The organism is Nitrospira sp. (genome assembly GCA_029194665.1).
GTDB lineage: Bacteria > Nitrospirota > Nitrospiria > Nitrospirales > Nitrospiraceae > Nitrospira_D.
The window spans coordinates 940,051-957,598 of sequence record JARFXO010000001.1; the positions used below are offsets into that span (position 1 = coordinate 940,051).

Here is a 17,548-nt window from a genome sequence, read left to right on the forward strand (position 1 = left end):
CCCAACGCGAGGCAGCCTATGGTTATTGTCCATACCGACAGCATCTTCAAGGTCGAGCCCGGCACGTCTCCGAACTACAATCAGAACAACCCACTGTTAAAACTGCTGGGACTCATGGAGCGGGTCCAACTCGCCGCCGAACGAGACTTCTATCTGATGGGCCAAACACAGTACCTGTTCCCATTCCAGTTTCTCGAGCTGTATGGGCCGAGCGGAGCGAATGCCGACGTACTGGACCCGCGTCAGCAGGACGTGAAGACGGATTTCCAAAAACAGAACGTCCGGTCGTTTCAGACGACGAACACGTTTCTGGTGCGGGGGCTCGTGAGCATCGGCGACTGGACGGGTCCGTTCTTGCGCCTGTCCTACCGAGGCGGCCCGGATTCGCTGCTCTCTCAAGCGGCGAAGCACCGGCTCGGCGATCGCATTAAACTGTGGCTCAAGGTCGGGAATACGGCGGCCTCGGGATTCATCCCTGTACCATACAGTCCTGCTTCGGATCGTTACGAAATCGAGTTCTGGGGTTATCCAGGGAATGATTTGCGTGCTCGCCTCGATGACAAGGGAAAGTCGGCGTTTGATCGCGGTGAATTACAAGTACGCACCGATCTCATCCAAGGCGGTCCGGCGGATTTCACCCGTGAAGGCCTGGAAAATCGTTACACCGCGGAGGTGGCGCCCAACCACGCGATGCATCCCATACGGCCCCTGCACCTGGAGATTGCCTGGGCGGACAACAGCGAGTCGATCTTCGATTCACTGGCAGGCGCGAATTACCACTACGAGTTCAATATGATCCTCCGCGGCTGGCAGAATTATTTAACGGTGGGGATGAGCCCCAACCCCCATGGGGGCATCGGCTTTCTGGAATATCGCAACCTGCTCTCGAATTACGGTCGGTATGCCGGCAGCAAGGAACTCGGCCGGACGATTGAACCATGGAATCTTGATGCGTTCGGGACAAAGGCGGGCGCTACCAGACGGGAGGAATTCTTGGCCGTCGATTATATGGATCTTCACCTGCTCCAAGGCGGTTGCGGCATCGGGCTGCATCGGCATCGCGACAATCAGGAAGTCTTCCTGATGATGGAAGGCCGAGGCTACATGGTCGTGGGAGATTGGTGCAAGATGCCGGAGCGGGAGCGGTGCTTTGAGATCCGCACGTTGCATGCGGGACACTTCGCCATGCTGAAAGGCGGCAATCTGCACGGTCTGATGAATGCGACCGATGAAAACATCAATCTGTTCATGTTCGGCGGCTATGACTAGCGCCCGGCGGAGTCTAGCTCGCGCGGGGTCGTCCGAAGGAAGGACAATCAGAGGGGATGGCGATGAATGGATGGACAAGGACCGAAGGGGCATCGGCTCCGCTCGGCGTGACGTGGCTCGAAGAGGAGCAGGCCTATAACTTTGCCTTATATGCCCGCCACGCGAGCACGGTGACCCTGCTTGTGTATGCGGAGAGCGATCTGACTGCGCCGGTGTTCGAGTCCTCCCTCAGCCATCTCAAGAACAAATCAGGACGCGTCTGGCACTGCTGTGTCCCGGTGGCGGATCTCAAAAACGGCCGTTACTACGCTTATCGCGTCGACGGCCAAGGGGACGATTCGTTCGGACACCGCTTCGATCCTTCCAAGGTCCTGTTGGATCCATACGCGCGCGGCGTCTTCTTTCCACCCGCATTCAGCCGAGCCGCAGCCAATGGAAGCGCAGCCAACGATGGTCGGGCACCCCTCGGCCTTCTTCCGAAGAGAGGACAACCTTTCGATTGGGGGATCGATGTCAGACCAATTCATACATCGGACACGATCATTTATGAAGTGCATGTACGAGGATTCACGAGGAGTGCGAGATCAGGAGTGCGCGACGCCTTCCGCGGAACTTTCACGGGCCTGATCGAGAAGATCCCGTATCTCACAGACCTCGGCGTGACAGTGGTCGAGCTGCTTCCGGTCTATCAGTACGATCCAGACGAAAGTAACTACTGGGGCTACATGCCGCTCGGCTTCTTCTCCCCGCATCAAGCGTACGCCGCGGAAGGGAGCGCGGAAGGGGCATTTGATGAGTTTCGTCATATGGTGAAGGCACTGCACGCGGCTGGTATCGAGGTCATTCTGGATGTGGTCTATAACCATACGAGTGAAGCTGGTGCATCGGGACCTACGTATAGTTTTCGAGGAATCGATAATAGCACCTACTATGTATTGAGATCGGACGGCCGAACCTATCGCGATGAGACCGGCACGGGTAATATGCTGCGGACCGCCCATCCCGCGGTGCGCAAGTTGATTCTCGACAGTATGCGGTTTTGGGCCAAAGAAATGCATATCGACGGCTTCCGCTTCGACCTCGCTTCAATCCTCACCCGTAACAACGACGGCTCACTCAACCTGGAAGATCCTGCGGCAATCTCAGAGATTACTGCAGACCCGGACTTTGAGCATATCCGCCTGATCGCCGAAGCTTGGGATATGAGCTCGTATCAACTTGGACGAAGCTTTCCCGGGATGAGCTGGTTGCAATGGAACGGGCAGTTCCGGGACGACATGCGCAGCTTCGTGAAAAGCGACTCAAGGACTGTGCCTGCTGTAATGCGACGTCTGTACGGCAGCGATGATCTGTTTCCCGACGACCTGCTTGATGCCTACCATCCGTATCAAAGTATAAACTATGTCACCTCCCATGACGGATTCTGCCTTTACGACCTGGTCTCTTACAATCAGAAGCACAACGAGGCGAATGGGCATCAGAACCGCGATGGCACGGACAACAACGTGAGCTGGAATTGTGGATGGGAGGGAGATTTAGATGTTCCACCCGAAGTGATGGCGCTTCGCATGCGACAGATAAAAAACTTCTGTTGTCTACTCATGTTGGCAAACGGTACACCGATGTTTACGGCCGGGGACGAATTCATGCAGACCCAACAGGGTAACAACAACCCATATAATCAGGACAACCAGACAACCTGGTTAAACTGGGATTTGTTAGAGAAGCACCAGGATATGTTCCGTTTCTGGAAGAGGATGATCGCTTTTCGCAAGGCGCATCCTTCTTTGTCTCGGAGTCGATTTTGGCGAGACGATATCCGATGGTATGGAACCGGAACGACCCCAGATCTGTCGGAACACTCGCATAGTCTTGCGTGGTGTCTGCACGGCGCGTCTCAGGGAGATCGTGATATCTATTGTATGGCTAATGCCTATTGGGAGCCCCTCTCCTTTACCATTCAGGAAGGACAAAACGGTGACTGGAGACGCGCAATCGATACAAGCTTCGCCACTCCCAACGACATCATGGAGCCGAACACCGAGCCGCTGTTACCCACGCTCAGGTACACAGTGACGCCTCGGTCTATTGTTGTGCTCTTGCGCGTATGAAAACCCATGTAGTTCAACGTTCCGAATGCCATATCGCGGTGTAACAGTTAGATGAAGGCTACACCGTTCCTGTTCCAGAACTTTTTAGACGTTGGTCTCAAGGGTGTCACGGATCCAAATGCCATCAGAATGTACAAGATGCCTCCCGCCCTGTCTGGGTACATATCAACGTCTGCCGTTCAGAATAGGCCTGCATATTGCGGCAAACCGCCTTCGACATTAGGTATCGATCAAGAAATACGTCCCGTTCGACAAGACGATCACTAAAGCCCGGAACCTACAAGGGAACAGCTTCACACAAGCCGCACATATTGACTCTCTTCAGGGTCATGCAAAACCCCCGTCATTGCATAACCATTGAATCATCAACGGTTTATCAACTGAATAATTGAGTTTGGACCCTGGAGAGCAAGTGGCGGGCCCTTCTGAACGTGACAAGTGGATCAGCCGGCGACACCTGGCCACCGAATGCTTGTGCCACTCGTCGTGGCTTCCCTTTTCTATTCACTCTCCCTTAAAGTAGGTGCCCGATATGTTAACACCTACTACGACACCGTCGTTGATTCTCGGGATCGATCGCGTTCTGATCCACACACAGGACGTAGAGCGGGTATTTGGGCGATTTCGTTACGAGTTCGGCCTACCGGTCGCGTGGCCGATCACCGACTGTGGCCTGCTCGTGTCGGGTGGCCTGCACGCGGGCAACATGAATATCGAAATTGGTCGGTTTACAGGATTTGGACTTCCCGGCACCTGGTTCTATGGGCTTGGCCTTGCCCCGTCACAGCCGACATGGGAGACGGTGAACGGATTGGTGTCTCGAAAAGTGTTACACACGCCCCCTGTGACGCTGCACTACGAAGAGCCGGTCTCAACCAGGTCCACACTCACCTTTTTGGGCAACCTCCTCGATGGCCAGCCGAACACACCGCTTTGGCTCGGTCGGCCATGGGGCGGGAATACTCGGGTCTGTCGAGCGCTGGCGGCCCTGAGTACCTGGATGGTCGGCACAGCAGCCGGCTCCATGACGTTTTCCAAGCTCTTGGGCAGCTCCGTGGTTTTCATGTGCGAGAACCAAATCGATCGTCATCAAGAACGGTTCACGGAATTGAAGGCCAACTGGCGGAGAACGCGACAGAGCGGACCGTTTGGAATCGCCGGGATCGCAGCAGTCGATATTGAATTGGCTGCCAACACTGCCTGCTGGAGGAGACTCCTGGATCGACCTGACTTGAATACAGGTTCGATCCATTCTTTCAGCATGGGACCGCAGCTTCGATTTCATCCCGGTGGGAGAAATCGATTGCTCGGCATCGAGTTTTCATGTACCGACCTCGAATCGACCGCGCAGAAGCTGATTGAAAAGCGATCGCTGGTTCCAACAGGTGGCCCGAAAATCATCCTCTCCCCAGACCGAATGGATGGTTTAGCCATTGGATTCAGCCAGTCCCCGACTACGAGAGCAGAAAGGCCCTAAACGGACGAGAGACGCTGCGGTTTGGTTTCAGGTTGCATGCTAAGACCCACTGCACGAACTGTTCGCGACTTGCGGACAGGTCTGGTGATGGACGATGTCTGTTTCGCTCAAAGCCATCTGCGCCGACATCACGACTCTGACGGTTGACGCTATCGTCAACGCGGCAAACGAGCCGCTGCGTCCTGGCGGCGGGGTGTGCGGAGCGATCCATCGTGTGGCGGGGCCAGAATTGACACAGGAATGTCGCCTGCTCGGTGGGTGTCAAACCGGCGATGCGAAACTGACGAAAGGCTATCGTTTACCTGCTCGGTACGTCATCCATGCCGTTGGACCGGTCTGGAAGGGAGGGAACGACCGCGAGTCGACGCAGCTCGCCTCCTGCTATCGCCGTTGTCTTGAGGTCGCAGCCGCACATGGGATTGAGACCGTTGCCTTTCCAAGCATCAGTACCGGTATTTACGGCTATCCGATCGACCTCGCCGCCAAAGTGGCGAGCGATTCTGTTCGTGCCGCTCTTCAGAAACTCGTCTCGATCCGAGAGGTGACATTTTGTTGCTTCTCTCCAAGTGACTTCGCAGTGTATCAACAGCTACTTGCCGAGGTCCGCTGATCTATTTGTTTGCCACTCTGTGCTCCCAGCTCCCGTGATGGCATCATCTTGGGTGTTCTCGCAAGGCTGGTAGTGCGCTCAGGCCTGCGCTACAATCGCATCGTGAAACACTCCATCAAGAACGCTGAGGATCTGCGATGGCTGATCGGCCATACGGGCGGTTTCCGTTCAGGTTATGTCACCGACGTGCAGATATCCAAACGCCGCCTGTTCGACGAAGGATCCGGACGTGAAGTGCCGGCCGGTACCACCGTCTCGGTGACCATCCGGTACGAGATTCGCGGGATGGTTCGAGTAGCCAAACTCACCATGACCGGCGTGACGGATTTCTCGGTCTTCGAACAAGACGGTGCCGATTGTTCATCGCTCGGCGTCATCCAGACCGAACTCACTGCCGGGAAATTGCGCTTCTGGTTTGATCCTCAGGGAGAGCTCTATGCAGTGTGCGATGAGGCCGATCTGGAGGAGATCGCCACTCCGTTCGTGACGGTCCAGCAGGCAGCAGAACTGGCTCGATGGACCTTCCAGGGTCGGACTGCCAAAGGTCCCACGGTTCAGTGGCTATTAGACGAGTTGGATCAGGCCGGCCTGCCTTGCGCTTGGCGTGAAGCGAAACGGGCCGTCCGGCTTCATCCAGCGGTGCAGTGGGAGGGCGATCTGATCCCGGCAGGCGATCACACGGCCAATGGAGACAATATGGTGCATATCATGGCCTATGGCCAACTGGAGGGGCAGGGTTTCGGTTTGATGCTGCGGGTGCTGGGGATTCAAGATCGCCAGATGAGCCGGATCCTCGAAGTCCTGGCCGATCAGATCACCCAACATTTTGCCGGTGACTGTCTCGTGGGCACCACGATCATTCCAGGCCGTGAATGGGAAGGTTGGTTGATTCGAGAGCACCGTGCACGACAAGACCGAGGAGAGGGAAGCGACGGGGGAAGCTGATCAGTGCGCGTGCTCGGCTGAATAGTGCCCGTTGCCGTTTCCATTCGCAAAACCGGCTGTACCGTTGCCGTTCGCGTACCCCGCGACAGCATGAGCCGCGGCGGTTCCGTTGGTCTGCCTTTCCTTTCCGTTGACACATTCCACCAACGCCCACAGCCGTAAAGGGTTTACCCGCTGTTTTCGGGCGATCTCCAGAGATGTTCCCTCCAACACCGTATTCAACGACAAGTCCGTTCGCCAACCGAGATGTTTGGTCAACGGAGAAATGACTTTTTCCACGGCGGCAATGACCTTGTTGCCGTTGCTGAAGTGGTTCAACATGATGATGCGGCCGCCTGGGCGGCAGACTCGAATCATCTCATTGACGACTTTACGATAGTCAGGGACCGCCGTCACAACATAGGCTGCAACCACCGTATCGAAGCTGTCATCCTCGAACTCCATGGCTCCTGCGTCCATGCGATGAAGCTGGACGTGATCAAGCCCATGGGCCTCGGCCTTTTCCTTAGCTTTTGCCAGCATCCCTTCGGACAGATCGATCCCCACAATCCGGCAATGCCGCGGGTACATCGGCAGGGCGAGGCCGGTCCCAACCCCCACCTCAAGAATCTGTTCGTTCGGCTGCACATTCATATTCCTGATAGCCGATTCACGCCCTTCGTGGAAAACCTTGCCAAAAACCTTGTCGTAGAACCCCGCATAGGTAGTGTACACACGCTCAATCTTGTTGGGATCCATGCTCTCCTCCAAATCTCACACGAACCGGCCTCTGCCTTCCTCCTAGAGGCGGCAGACGGCCATGGCGACGCGGGGATAAAATTGAGGCGGGAAATCCACGTAGTACAAGGCCCGCCCAGAACGTAGACGGGGTACTCTAGCCAATCTCAACTTCCTGAGTCAACAGATTCTTGGAGGGTTCGAGACGAAAATACCTCCCTGAAGCCACAGCGGCAGAACGGTGATTTCGTGTCTTCCCTCCTTGATTCATGCCTCGTTCCTATGTGATAGCTGTCTATGATGCTGGCCGGCTTCTTCGCAGGAATCTTGCTTATCGGGCTGGTCGTCGGTGATTGGCTGTATTTTATTCGGCTGACCCCGGACGCCATCAGGTACGGTTACCCTGTCGCGAACAAACCGGATCAGTGGCCTGGAACCGGGCTCGCATCCCTCAGTGATCGGTTCACGCCCGAGGGCCTGCTGATGCTTCCGCATGGAGTGGCCTGGTTTTATCCACAGCTCTCTCAGATCGCGATCCGCCCGCAGTATCGATTGTTCTCCAGGCGGTTCCGGACCGCCTGGCCGGTGAAAGGGCTGATTCAGCTTATGCCGCATGACCAGTCGCTGAGCGCGCTGTGTGTGAAGCGTATGCCCTGGTCGTCGGCCCTCATGACGCTCCTGTGGTTTGCACTCGTTTTGATCGGGTCCCTGACATTCGCGGTGCAGTATGCCATGAATGGAGGATTCGCTTCACTTGGAGGAACCCTCACGGGCGTGGCGGTCATGGCCCTTGCCGCTCTGGTGCTGGCCTTCGGACTGGTCACGGTGGCGTTCGCGTATCGGCTCGAGGACAGCCGCCTCATGAAAGTCTATGACGAATTGCGTGAAGCACTCGAGAAGCCACTTTCCGCCGGTACCGTGATCCAGTTCAACGCTTCAGGCAATGAACAAGCTTAAGAAATGATCGTATTCGATGGGCAGATCCACCGCTGCTCGGTTGCGAGCCAAGGCGGCGATGATCCCACGATGTTTTTTGACGAGACCGGAGGTTTCGAAGGCGCGTCGGAATTGCTGCCATTGCACGGCGGGGTCGGACATAATCCGAGTCTGTTCTTCCACGGGTAGAGCATGTATCGTGGTCGTTAATACGCGAATGGCCTTCTCCACGCTTTCATACGGAGGAGCCAATTTCAATCCAGCATAAAATGTTTCGAGGTGATGGCGGAATTCGCCTTTGAGGGCTTGGAGATGATTAGACTGAGTTGGTGCGGCTTCCGGCATGGCATTCCGCACGATGATACGGTATGAAGAAAGAGTATGACAACTCTTCACGGGAGGGATGTATGAATCGAGTCTTGAACAGCATGGTGATTCTGCTGGCACTGGTCTTGTTGGTCGGCTGCTCCTCCTATCGTCATCACGGTATGATGGGAGGTGCCAAGAGCGAGGCCTACTGGCAGAAGGGTCAGCAAGACATGGAGGGGTTGATCAATCGGACCGTCAAGGATCCCGACAAGGCGAAGCAGGTCAATGCGATCGTCGGCGAGATCGTGAACGAGCTCAAGGCAAGCCGTGAGCAGGAACGGGCCTATCACCGGGACCTCTATACCTTGAACGCCAGTTATACCGCCCCACCGGAAGAGTTTAGCAAGATCCTTGACGAGGCGAGCGCTCAACGGATGAAGACGTCGGCGAAGGTTCTGGATCTGCGGTTCAAGATGAAAGACCTGATGACCGCCGACGAGTGGAAGGCGCTCTCGGACCGCATGCTGTCCTATAGCAGCCGTTACCGGCACGGAAGCGAGGGGGCGAAGACGGGATATTGAGATCGGCAAGAGCCAGGCTGAGGTTAACGTGACATGCTGGTTCGTTCAACCGTGACCTCAACCTGAGCCTACTGAAGGCTGCACTGCTTTAAGCGGCACAGAAGTCCAAGTCGCGCCCGCGTCGGTGGAACGATAGAGCCCGCTACCATTGGTACCTGCGTAGAGCAACTGCGGATTCTTAGGATTCATGGCCAGGGCGCGAATATTGAGCGTTGCAAAACCATGGTTCACGGTCTGCCAGGTCTTCCCGCCATCCGAGCTTTTCGAGACCCCTTTCGGACCACCGACATAGAGCTGTGACGGCTCAGTGGGGTGAAGAAGAATACTGCTGATAAAGGGATCGGAGAGGGATTGTCCGATCCGTTCCCACGGCTCTCCACTGTTCGTGGTGCGGAAGAGCCCTTTGGTTGTGCCCGCATAGACGATACCGGGATTCGTCCGATCGATTTCAATGGCATTGACACCCAGTGCCATGGACGCCATCAGCTCGCTCTCCGGGATCAGCCCGTTATTGATCCTTTTCCACGACATCGCCCCATCGTCGGAACGATATATCCCGCCTGTCGTGCCACCGTACAGGATCGTGGGATCCTTGGGGTTGATGGCCATGGATGTCACGATGTGCACTTCCTTCATCCCGTTCATCCGTTCTTCCCATTCGCGGCCGCCGTCCTTTGTAAGAAAAGCACCCACCGTCGTCGCAATATAGATCTTCTCGCTCAATGCGGGATGAAACACGAACTGATTCACGAACGAGACATGTTCCTTCAATCCCACGTTATGCGGCAGCCAATGTTGCCCGCCGTCCGGGCTTTTGTAGACCGCATCCCCCATCGTGCCGGCATAGATCGTGGCCGGCAGGAGCGGATCGATCGCGAGAGTGGTGACCCGGCGTGCGCTGAAACTCGGAAATCGCTCCCAAGTCCCACCACCATCACGGGACTTGTAAACGGCATCATTCGTGGCCACGTAGAGGATATTCGCGTTCGTCGGATGGAGCGCGATCGAGACAATGGACTCGCTCTCCTTTTGGCAGCCAAGGCAAAGAAGGACAAAAGACAAGCAGACGAATCGAGCAACGGAACAGACAGTTCGAGTCAACATGGCGTGGTAGGGTGAAACTGGAGCACAGCGGTCGGACGGGAGTCAAGATGGAAACCGAGCCCCTATCTAACACGGGTGGATGAATCACCGGACCCGGCGAACAGGGATGCCATCACGTCCATAAGTCTGCCGTCCAGCGCGCGTCTTGAGCGGCACCAGGCAGCGCTTCTGCTGCACCGGCTGATTCGCAGCTGCGACCAGCCAACATGCCGAGTCGAAGGCAACAGACCTCTCCGCCGCGATATGATCGAACGCGGCGGCTCAAGGGAAGCTTGGTATGGCGGTTGGGCTCACCGCTTGGTCGGTCAACAGACTGTCTCAGGTCTGCCTCTCGTCCTCGGAGCTCCGCGCGTCCGTCTCGTCTGGAGACTCCGCAATTTCGCGACAAACTGTCATGAATGATGTAGGCTGCCAGGATGCGAAAGAAGCGATGTGTGTGATTCGACCAGGTCAGCACGATCGAACCCCCTCAGTGCAGTCAACAAGCGCTCCGTTCGCCCTGAGGCTCTCGAAGGGTGAACGGGAGGTATTTCCAGCCTACTAAACACCCAACAACGGCGTGAGTGGGATGAGCGTATTGCACTGATGTGCGCAAACAAGGCGCATGCCTAGGTTGGAATAGCTTCAGCTAAGTATTTATCGGCATGCAGGAAAATAAATGAAACGGTCTGTTCTACTGATCGCAATCCTCATTCTGACCACGGTGGTGACGTCAGTTTTTGCCGACGATGGACCGGCCCCGATCACGTCGGCTGCGGTGCTACCGACTGAGGCTCCGCCGCTGGATATTGTCACGTTGAAAGACGGCAGCGTGATCTATGGCGAAGTGATAGAGATGATGGATGGGGTGTTACAGATCAAGAATGCGCTGGCTGCTGAGGTGATCAAGATCAAGTGGGCTGAAGTAAGCAAGCTCGCTATCTCTCATCCCCTTCCCTTCCACTTAAAGGAAGGGACCATGCTGGTCGGGACGGTCGAAGAGGGCGAACCGGGAGAGTTGAGGCTGAAAGCCGGCCCGAGCGGAGAGATCATCACGGTGCCGATGGATACGGTCATAAAGGTGAACCCGATCGTTCAGCCGTCGGTGATCTACGTCGGAAATGTAAACGCTGCCTATACACAAGTAGTGGGAAACGCCCATCTTACCACGGCGAGTTTCGTGGGAGACGCCGTGGCGAGGAGCGAACGGCTCCGACTGACCTTGCTTGGCCGCTATGTGTACGGATCCCAAGACGGGAGCGTCACTGCTGACAATGCTCGAGCCACGATCAAGCTGGACTACTTCCTCACGAAACGGCTCTATTGGTTCTCGTCGGCCTTCTTCGAGACCGATGAATTCCAAGATCTCAAATTACGTACCTCCCTCGCGAGCGGCCCCGGTTACCAATGGATTGAGAAGGGCGACTTCAGCGGAGTATACAAAGACATGGCTTTCTATACAGAAGCCGGTCCGGGGTATTTCAATGAAGATTTCCGCACGATTCCGGACCGGGTGAGTTTCCGTGCCCGCGTAGCCACGAAATTCGATTGGTCATTGTTCACCGACCTCGTGACGCTACATCACGACATCGAAATGTTTCCGTCCCTCCAAGACTTGTCCGACTTTTATTTAACCATGAATAACAGCGTTCGCTTCAAGATGTGGGGAGGCCTGACGACCGGATTTCAAGTGACCACACGCTACAACAGTCGACCGGCTCCGGGCACGGTCACGACCGACAATATGTATTTTCTCACCTTCGGCTATGCCTTTGACACCACCCGCAAGCGATAGGATGTTTGTGGTACGGTACCAACCCACGTTCTCAGAGGAGGAAGACCATGTTGAAAGAGTTCAAAGAATTCGCCATGAAGGGCAATGTCCTGGATATGGCGATCGGCGTCATCATCGGCGGAGCCTTCGGGAAAATCGTCTCGTCGCTCGTCAGCGACGTGCTCATGCCTCCGCTTGGCCTGGTGATGGGCAAGGTGGATTTTTCAAGCTTGTTCATCAATTTATCGGATACCTCCCACCCCTCTTTGGTGGCGGCGAAAGCCGCTGGGGCTCCGACCCTCAATTACGGGGTCTTTCTGCAAAGCGTGTTTGACTTTCTTATCATCGCGTTCGTCATTTTCATCCTGGTCAAGCAAGTCAACAGATTCAAGAATGCAGCACCTCCGCCCCCACCGCCTCCTCCACCCGTTCCGACCAACGAGGAGAAATTGTTGATGGAGATCCGCGATCTGCTGAAGGGCCGTCAATAATCCCGTATTCCGCAGTAGCCAGTGCAGCAAGAAAACGAGTATAAGGAACAGCTGGATGATCCATGACTTGAGATCCGAACGCCGAACTGCGCCCCGTTGAATCCGGTGAGACCCGGTATTGCTGCTTGTGCGGAAATTCGTTCCGCTGGATCCTACATATTGCGAGCCTCCTTGCCTTGCAACTATCTGATCCGTGATAATACGACCGTGATAACCAGAACAGGAAGGTTACGAGGTATCTACCATGCGTCTTACGGAGAAGGAGATCATCATGCGAGCGCTTAAGACGACTGTTGTTATGACAGGGTTGGTTGTCCTGATGGGCTGTGCTTCATCCCTCAAGCAACCTGATCCATACATCAAGCAGTCGAAAGTGTGCACCGACAGATGGTACGGCTATCATAAAGAGGGTGGGTGCCCATCCACAGTCAAGGCAGTAACCCCCGATCCATCGAAAGAGATGCCTGTCCTCCTTGCGGCCGCTCAGGCGGGTGGAGCGGAGAGGGAGAGGCTCGCTGCGGAACTCACAGCCGCCAACCAGCGTGTGGTTGATCTGGAAAACCAACTTGCCGACCGTGACAAAGAACTCTCGGGCCTTCGCGGAGACCTCTCCCAAGAAACAGAAAAATTGAAACAGGCGGAGCGTGGATTGCTCCGAGCCCTTCGTCCTGAGATCAGTAAGGGTGATATCACGGTGGATTTAAACAGCGAGCGTCTTCTGATCAACTTGGCTTCCGGCTACCTCTTCGGCTCAGGCGAAGCTCAGGTCAAGCCAGCGGGAGTCGACGCACTTAAGCAGGTGGGAGCGATCTTAAACGAGTATCCTCAGTACAAAGTGGCAGTTGGCGGTCATACTGACAATCAGCCGATAGGCGGCGCGTTGAAACAGAAGTATCCGACGAACAAAGAGCTGTCGGAAGCCCGTGCGAATAGCGCGGTTCACGCTTTGCGGGACGGCGGGCTCACCAGCGACCTGTCCGCAGCCGGTTACGGCGAGGGCAACCCGGTCGCCAGCAACAAAACGGCAGAGGGACGAGCCAAGAATCGTCGGGTTGAGGTCATCGTTACCCAGTAGTCGGCAACTAAGGCAACAACACGAATGAAACCCGCATAGAATGAGGTCAGCAGCGACATCGTGTTCTGCAAATCACCGTCTGTATGAGTGGGGAACGGACGAGAAACATTCTTGCTGTTGCTGAAGACAGAAGGGCTCCTCCTGCTGGGAAGGGCCCTTTCTTTTTGTGACGTGCGGTTGGGTCGGCGGGCAAAGGTTGAGACGCGCGGTGTACCTGTTCAGTGCGGCGCCTGCCCTGTTGCAAATACTTATGCTCTCATGGTATACAACCACCCCGAGACGAATTCCTAATCGTCAGCAATGCCTATAGAGCCGACCGAGCGAATGTTCTCCAATGACCGACGAGAACCGTGTTGGTCAACGGTCGGAACAACTTCTACGCGAAATCACCATCGGTGAGTGATGTCGCAACTACCTCATAAATAACATCTTCGGTACAGAAGGAGGCTCCTATGAAAGAGGCATTGTTTTTCGCCTTCCTCGTTTTTCTGTTTGGAAATCCAATCTTCCTTGATCGTTCATCACCTCCTGGTTTATCACCGTCGACCGTGACGGACACCCATGCCCCGGCATCGTCAGCTCCTGATTGCCGAATACAAACTTGCTAAGACACCACCTGTCGATCGTTGTCGGCTGAGAGAGTCGCGTCTGCGGCTGTTCGTGACTAGCAGGTTACGGAGACGCTCGGTTGATGCCGACTTTCGCTGGATCGGTTGCAGGGTTGCTACGCCATTTTGGGACGGATTCGTCCCATACCACAATCAGGAGGTGATGACATATGAAACAGCATATTATGAAAGTCGGCATACTCAGCGTCTTCCTCATCTCGCTGGGCAACCCTGTCGGTGCGGCTTCTTGGGATCATGCAAGTCAGGGTAGCGACGGAACGAGCTGGGCAAACATTTTTGGTGACCCGAGCTCGAATCAGGCCAGTCTGAACCTGCCGTACGCCACATGTGCTATCGGGTTTCATCAGTCGCCGATTGCGATCAATCTCACGTCAGGTCCGCTCACAATCAACCCCATTACGTTGAGTGCCGACAATAATCCACAAGCCGAAACCGAGCGCCATGCAAATCGCCTGAGTACTCAATATCCACGCTCGACCAGCAGTACCGAAGTTCCGGCCATTTCGACGAATGATGCTAATGCCTATGTCTTTATGAACACCGGCCATGCGGTCCAGGTGGCGTTCTCCAAGGGGTACCTCGGTAAATTACTCATCGGACGTGATGTGTATCCGCTCTTGCAGTTTCATTTCCATACACCGAGTGAGCACATCATCGTCACGGACTCACATCCCGCCGGGATCCAATATGACGCTGAATTACATTTAGTGCATGCAAGCGCGGGAGGACAACTTGTCGTCTTAACAAGATTCTTGGACGGATCAAACAACTCCGTTGCCGAAAACCCAATACTGAAAAAGGTCATCGACCATACGCCGAAAGAGCCAGCCCAGCATCCGGCGTTTAACTCGACCGGTGGCGGCCTTGCACTGGATCCGTCGAAGTTGATCCCGATGGAGAGCAAACAGGTATTCGCCTACGCCGGTTCCTTAACGACGCCACCATGTAGCGAAGGGGTGAGTTGGTATATTGTATCTGAGCCCCTGAAGGTGCCCGCGGCTCAGATTGAAGAACTGAGAAAGTTTTATCCCTCGAACAATCGCATCGTTCAGAACACCAACTACAGCAACACCAATGTTCCGCGTACCGTACAAATTCACAATCATCTGGATGTCGATCGCGATTCAACAAAGTATTAGTCGCCAGATCTCGCGATCCATGATGCCTTGGAATTAAAGAACTGGGCTGCGCATCGCTTCTCAAGGTAGCTTCCGCCTACATGTAGTCACACGCGGCGAGCTGATTTCCAGCTCGCCGCCATTCTTCCATAGGTTAGACACTCCCCTCATGAGAGCTGAGCGTATAGTATTCCTCGCTCGGTAGTACTGACGAACAACCTACTCGACCACGCTGCATCGTATTGACAGCTCCTAGGTCCCAATGCTACGTTTCGCCGCTCTGCTTCGTGGCTCGCACGAACCCTTTAGGTTTGTCCAAATATCGCACGTGGATCTGGAACAGTGATTAAGACAACAGTTGCGCGACGTTACGCTCAAGCCCTCTTCGGGCTCCTCGATCAATCGACCATCGAAGCCACGCGAGGGACGCTCACCGGCCTCGGTCAGGCCATGAAAGAATCAGCTCAGCTTCGCCACGTCGTGGCCTCACCTGTGTTCGCGGTGGAGGAGAAGATTGCTGTACTGACCGCACTCGGCGAGAGCCTGGGATGCCCTCCTGCCGGTAAGGCATTTTTGGGCCAGTTGGTAAAGAAAAACCGAGTGGGCTTTTTGCCGGAAATTGCCGACGCATTCGGCAAGCTGGTCGATCAATTAAAACGGACGCAGCCGGTGACGGTTTCCTCCGCGACGGCTCTTCCACCGGCGGAACAGGATCGAATCAAGACGCACCTACGCGAATCGCTGAAGCGCGAAGTCGATGTGACGTTTCAGACCGACGCCGGTCATCTCGCCGGTTTGCAGATCCACATCGGCAGCACGGTGGTTGACAGCACTGTGCGAGGTCGCTTGCGCGATTTGCAAGTTCTGTTGACGCGAGAATAAGGAGTAGCCATGCAGATCAGGGCCGAAGAAATCAGTGCGATCATCAAAGAGAAGATCAAAGGCTTCGATAAACAAGTCGATGTCAAGGAGACGGGGTCCGTCATTCAGGTGGGCGACGGCATCGCCAAGGTCTATGGTCTCGATGGAGCCATGGCCGGCGAGATGCTCGAATTCCCCGGGGGCCTCTACGGCATCGCGCTGAACCTCGAAGAAGACAATGTCGGCGCCGTTTTGATGGGCGACGATGTCGGTATCAAAGAAGGCGACCCGGTCAAGCGCACGAGCCGCATCGCGGAAATACCCGTCGGTGAAGCGCTCGTCGGTCGCGTTGTGAACGCCATCGGTCAGCCGATCGACGGCAAAGGCCCGATCAAGTCACCTCACTCCTCCCGTATCGAGGTGGTCGCGCCCGGCGTGAACACCCGTCAATCGGTTCGCGAACCGTTGCAGACCGGCATCAAGGCCATCGATGCCATGATTCCCATCGGCCGAGGCCAGCGTGAATTGATCATCGGCGACCGCCAGACCGGAAAGACCGCCATAGCGGTCGATACGATCATCAATCAAAGAGGCCTGAATGTCTTCTGTATCTACGTCGCCGTCGGCCAAAAGCGTTCGACTGTTGCGCGAGTGGTAAAAACACTCGAAGAAAACCACGCGATGGAATACAGCATGGTGGTTTCCGCCAGCGCCAGCGACCCGGCGCCCATGCAATTCCTGGCGCCCTTTGCCGGCGCCGCGATCGGGGAGTATTTCCGCGACCACGGGAAGCATGCGCTGATCGTGTATGACGATCTGTCGAAACACGCGGTCGCCTACCGTCAGCTTTCGTTATTGCTCCGCCGGCCACCGGGACGTGAAGCCTATCCGGGCGATGTGTTCTATCTCCACTCTCGGCTGCTTGAACGCGCAGCCAAGCTGAGCGATAAACTGGGTGGAGGCAGTCTCACGGCTCTTCCCATTATCGAGACACAGGCGGGCGACGTGTCGGCTTACATTCCGACGAACGTCATTTCGATCACGGACGGCCAGATCTATCTGGGGAGCGATCTCTTTTACTCTGGTATCCGCCCGGCGATCAACGTCGGTCTGTCGGTCTCTCGTGTCGGAGGATCGGCTCAGATCAAGACCATGAAGCAGGTGGCTGGAACACTCCGGTTGGACCTTGCGCAGTATCGCGAAATGGCGGCGTTCGCTCAATTCGGAAGCGAGCTGGATAAGGCGACTCAGATGCAGTTGGCGCGTGGTGTGCGCATGGTGGAATTGCTCAAACAGGGGCAGTATAAGCCGATGCCGGTCGCCGATCAGGTGCTCTCGATCTACGCGGGTGTCAACGGCTACCTTGACGATGTGCCGGTGGACAAAGTGCAGCAGTTCGAGGGCGATCTGCTCCACTACATCCAACAGAACCATGCGGACCTGAAAAAGGAAGTCACCACCATCGGCAAGATCGACGACAAGGTCGGCGGCCGCTTGAAAGAGATCATCACGACCTTCAAGCAGAAGATGGGATACGGGGCGAAAGCGTAGGCACAGGGAAC

At 55.7% G+C, this 17,548-nt stretch carries 16 protein-coding genes; 13 read left to right on the top strand and 3 right to left on the bottom strand.

Features of this window, described 5'->3' with window-relative positions:
• Positions 1-18 precede the first annotated feature (18 nt).
• The 5 genes from P0119_04530 (at position 19) to P0119_04550 (ending at position 6,412) form a co-directional block, all read left to right on the top strand.
• Entirely contained in the window at positions 19-1,269 is a 1,251-nt protein-coding gene (locus tag P0119_04530; GenBank protein MDF0665326.1) for a hypothetical protein, read from the top strand.
• Between the two features lie 62 nt (positions 1,270-1,331).
• Entirely contained in the window at positions 1,332-3,380 is a 2,049-nt protein-coding gene (locus P0119_04535; GenBank protein MDF0665327.1) for an isoamylase, read from the top strand.
• A 532-nt stretch (positions 3,381-3,912) separates the two neighbouring features.
• Positions 3,913-4,857, top strand: coding sequence for a hypothetical protein (locus tag P0119_04540; GenBank protein MDF0665328.1), 945 nt, complete (start codon positions 3,913-3,915; stop codon positions 4,855-4,857).
• Between the two features lie 94 nt (positions 4,858-4,951).
• The gene (locus P0119_04545; protein MDF0665329.1) at positions 4,952-5,467 is read left to right on the top strand and encodes an O-acetyl-ADP-ribose deacetylase; all 516 of its coding nucleotides are present in this window, start codon (positions 4,952-4,954) and stop codon (positions 5,465-5,467) included.
• A 48-nt stretch (positions 5,468-5,515) separates the two neighbouring features.
• A complete protein-coding gene (locus tag P0119_04550) occupies positions 5,516-6,412 on the top strand; it encodes a hypothetical protein (protein MDF0665330.1) in 897 nt (298 codons plus the stop codon).
• Here the strand turns inward: P0119_04550 and P0119_04555 are convergent, their stop codons facing one another.
• On the bottom strand, positions 6,413-7,150 hold the full coding sequence (locus P0119_04555; GenBank protein ID MDF0665331.1) for a methyltransferase domain-containing protein: 738 nt from the start codon (positions 7,148-7,150) through the stop codon (positions 6,413-6,415).
• A gap of 276 nt (positions 7,151-7,426) precedes the next feature.
• Here P0119_04555 and P0119_04560 point away from each other — a divergent pair, with 276 nt between their 5' ends.
• Entirely contained in the window at positions 7,427-8,086 is a 660-nt protein-coding gene (locus tag P0119_04560) for a hypothetical protein (GenBank protein ID MDF0665332.1), read from the top strand.
• On the opposite strand, the gene P0119_04565 is transcribed toward P0119_04560, so the two are convergent.
• Positions 8,066-8,410 carry a hypothetical protein gene (locus P0119_04565; GenBank protein MDF0665333.1) on the bottom strand — a complete coding sequence of 115 codons (345 nt, stop codon included), beginning with the start codon at positions 8,408-8,410 and terminating at the stop codon, positions 8,066-8,068. The genes P0119_04560 and P0119_04565 overlap by 21 nt on opposite strands.
• 62 nt (positions 8,411-8,472) lie before the next feature.
• On the opposite strand from P0119_04565, the gene P0119_04570 reads away from it, so the two are divergent.
• Complete coding sequence (locus P0119_04570; protein ID MDF0665334.1) at positions 8,473-8,955, top strand: hypothetical protein; 483 nt, start codon at positions 8,473-8,475, stop codon at positions 8,953-8,955.
• Positions 8,956-9,012: 57 nt separating this feature from the next.
• Here the strand turns inward: P0119_04570 and P0119_04575 are convergent, their stop codons facing one another.
• Entirely contained in the window at positions 9,013-10,017 is a 1,005-nt protein-coding gene (locus P0119_04575; GenBank protein MDF0665335.1) for a hypothetical protein, read from the bottom strand.
• A gap of 700 nt (positions 10,018-10,717) precedes the next feature.
• Between P0119_04575 and P0119_04580 the strand changes: the two genes are divergently transcribed.
• The 6 genes from P0119_04580 to atpA all read left to right on the top strand — a co-directional run bounded on the left by P0119_04580 (position 10,718) and on the right by atpA (position 17,537).
• On the top strand, positions 10,718-11,833 hold the full coding sequence (locus P0119_04580) for a DUF481 domain-containing protein (protein ID MDF0665336.1): 1,116 nt from the start codon (positions 10,718-10,720) through the stop codon (positions 11,831-11,833).
• A 47-nt stretch (positions 11,834-11,880) separates the two neighbouring features.
• On the top strand, positions 11,881-12,303 hold the full coding sequence (gene mscL / locus P0119_04585; protein ID MDF0665337.1) for a large-conductance mechanosensitive channel protein MscL: 423 nt from the start codon (positions 11,881-11,883) through the stop codon (positions 12,301-12,303).
• A gap of 271 nt (positions 12,304-12,574) precedes the next feature.
• Positions 12,575-13,378, top strand: coding sequence for an OmpA family protein (locus tag P0119_04590; protein MDF0665338.1), 804 nt, complete (start codon positions 12,575-12,577; stop codon positions 13,376-13,378).
• A 778-nt stretch (positions 13,379-14,156) separates the two neighbouring features.
• Positions 14,157-15,146, top strand: a complete 990-nt coding sequence (locus P0119_04595) for a carbonic anhydrase family protein (protein ID MDF0665339.1) — start codon at positions 14,157-14,159, stop codon at positions 15,144-15,146.
• A 321-nt stretch (positions 15,147-15,467) separates the two neighbouring features.
• The gene (atpH, locus tag P0119_04600; GenBank protein MDF0665340.1) at positions 15,468-16,007 is read left to right on the top strand and encodes an ATP synthase F1 subunit delta; all 540 of its coding nucleotides are present in this window, start codon (positions 15,468-15,470) and stop codon (positions 16,005-16,007) included.
• Positions 16,008-16,016: 9 nt separating this feature from the next.
• A complete protein-coding gene (atpA, locus tag P0119_04605) occupies positions 16,017-17,537 on the top strand; it encodes a F0F1 ATP synthase subunit alpha (GenBank protein MDF0665341.1) in 1,521 nt (506 codons plus the stop codon).
• The last annotated feature ends 11 nt before the right edge of the window (positions 17,538-17,548 follow it).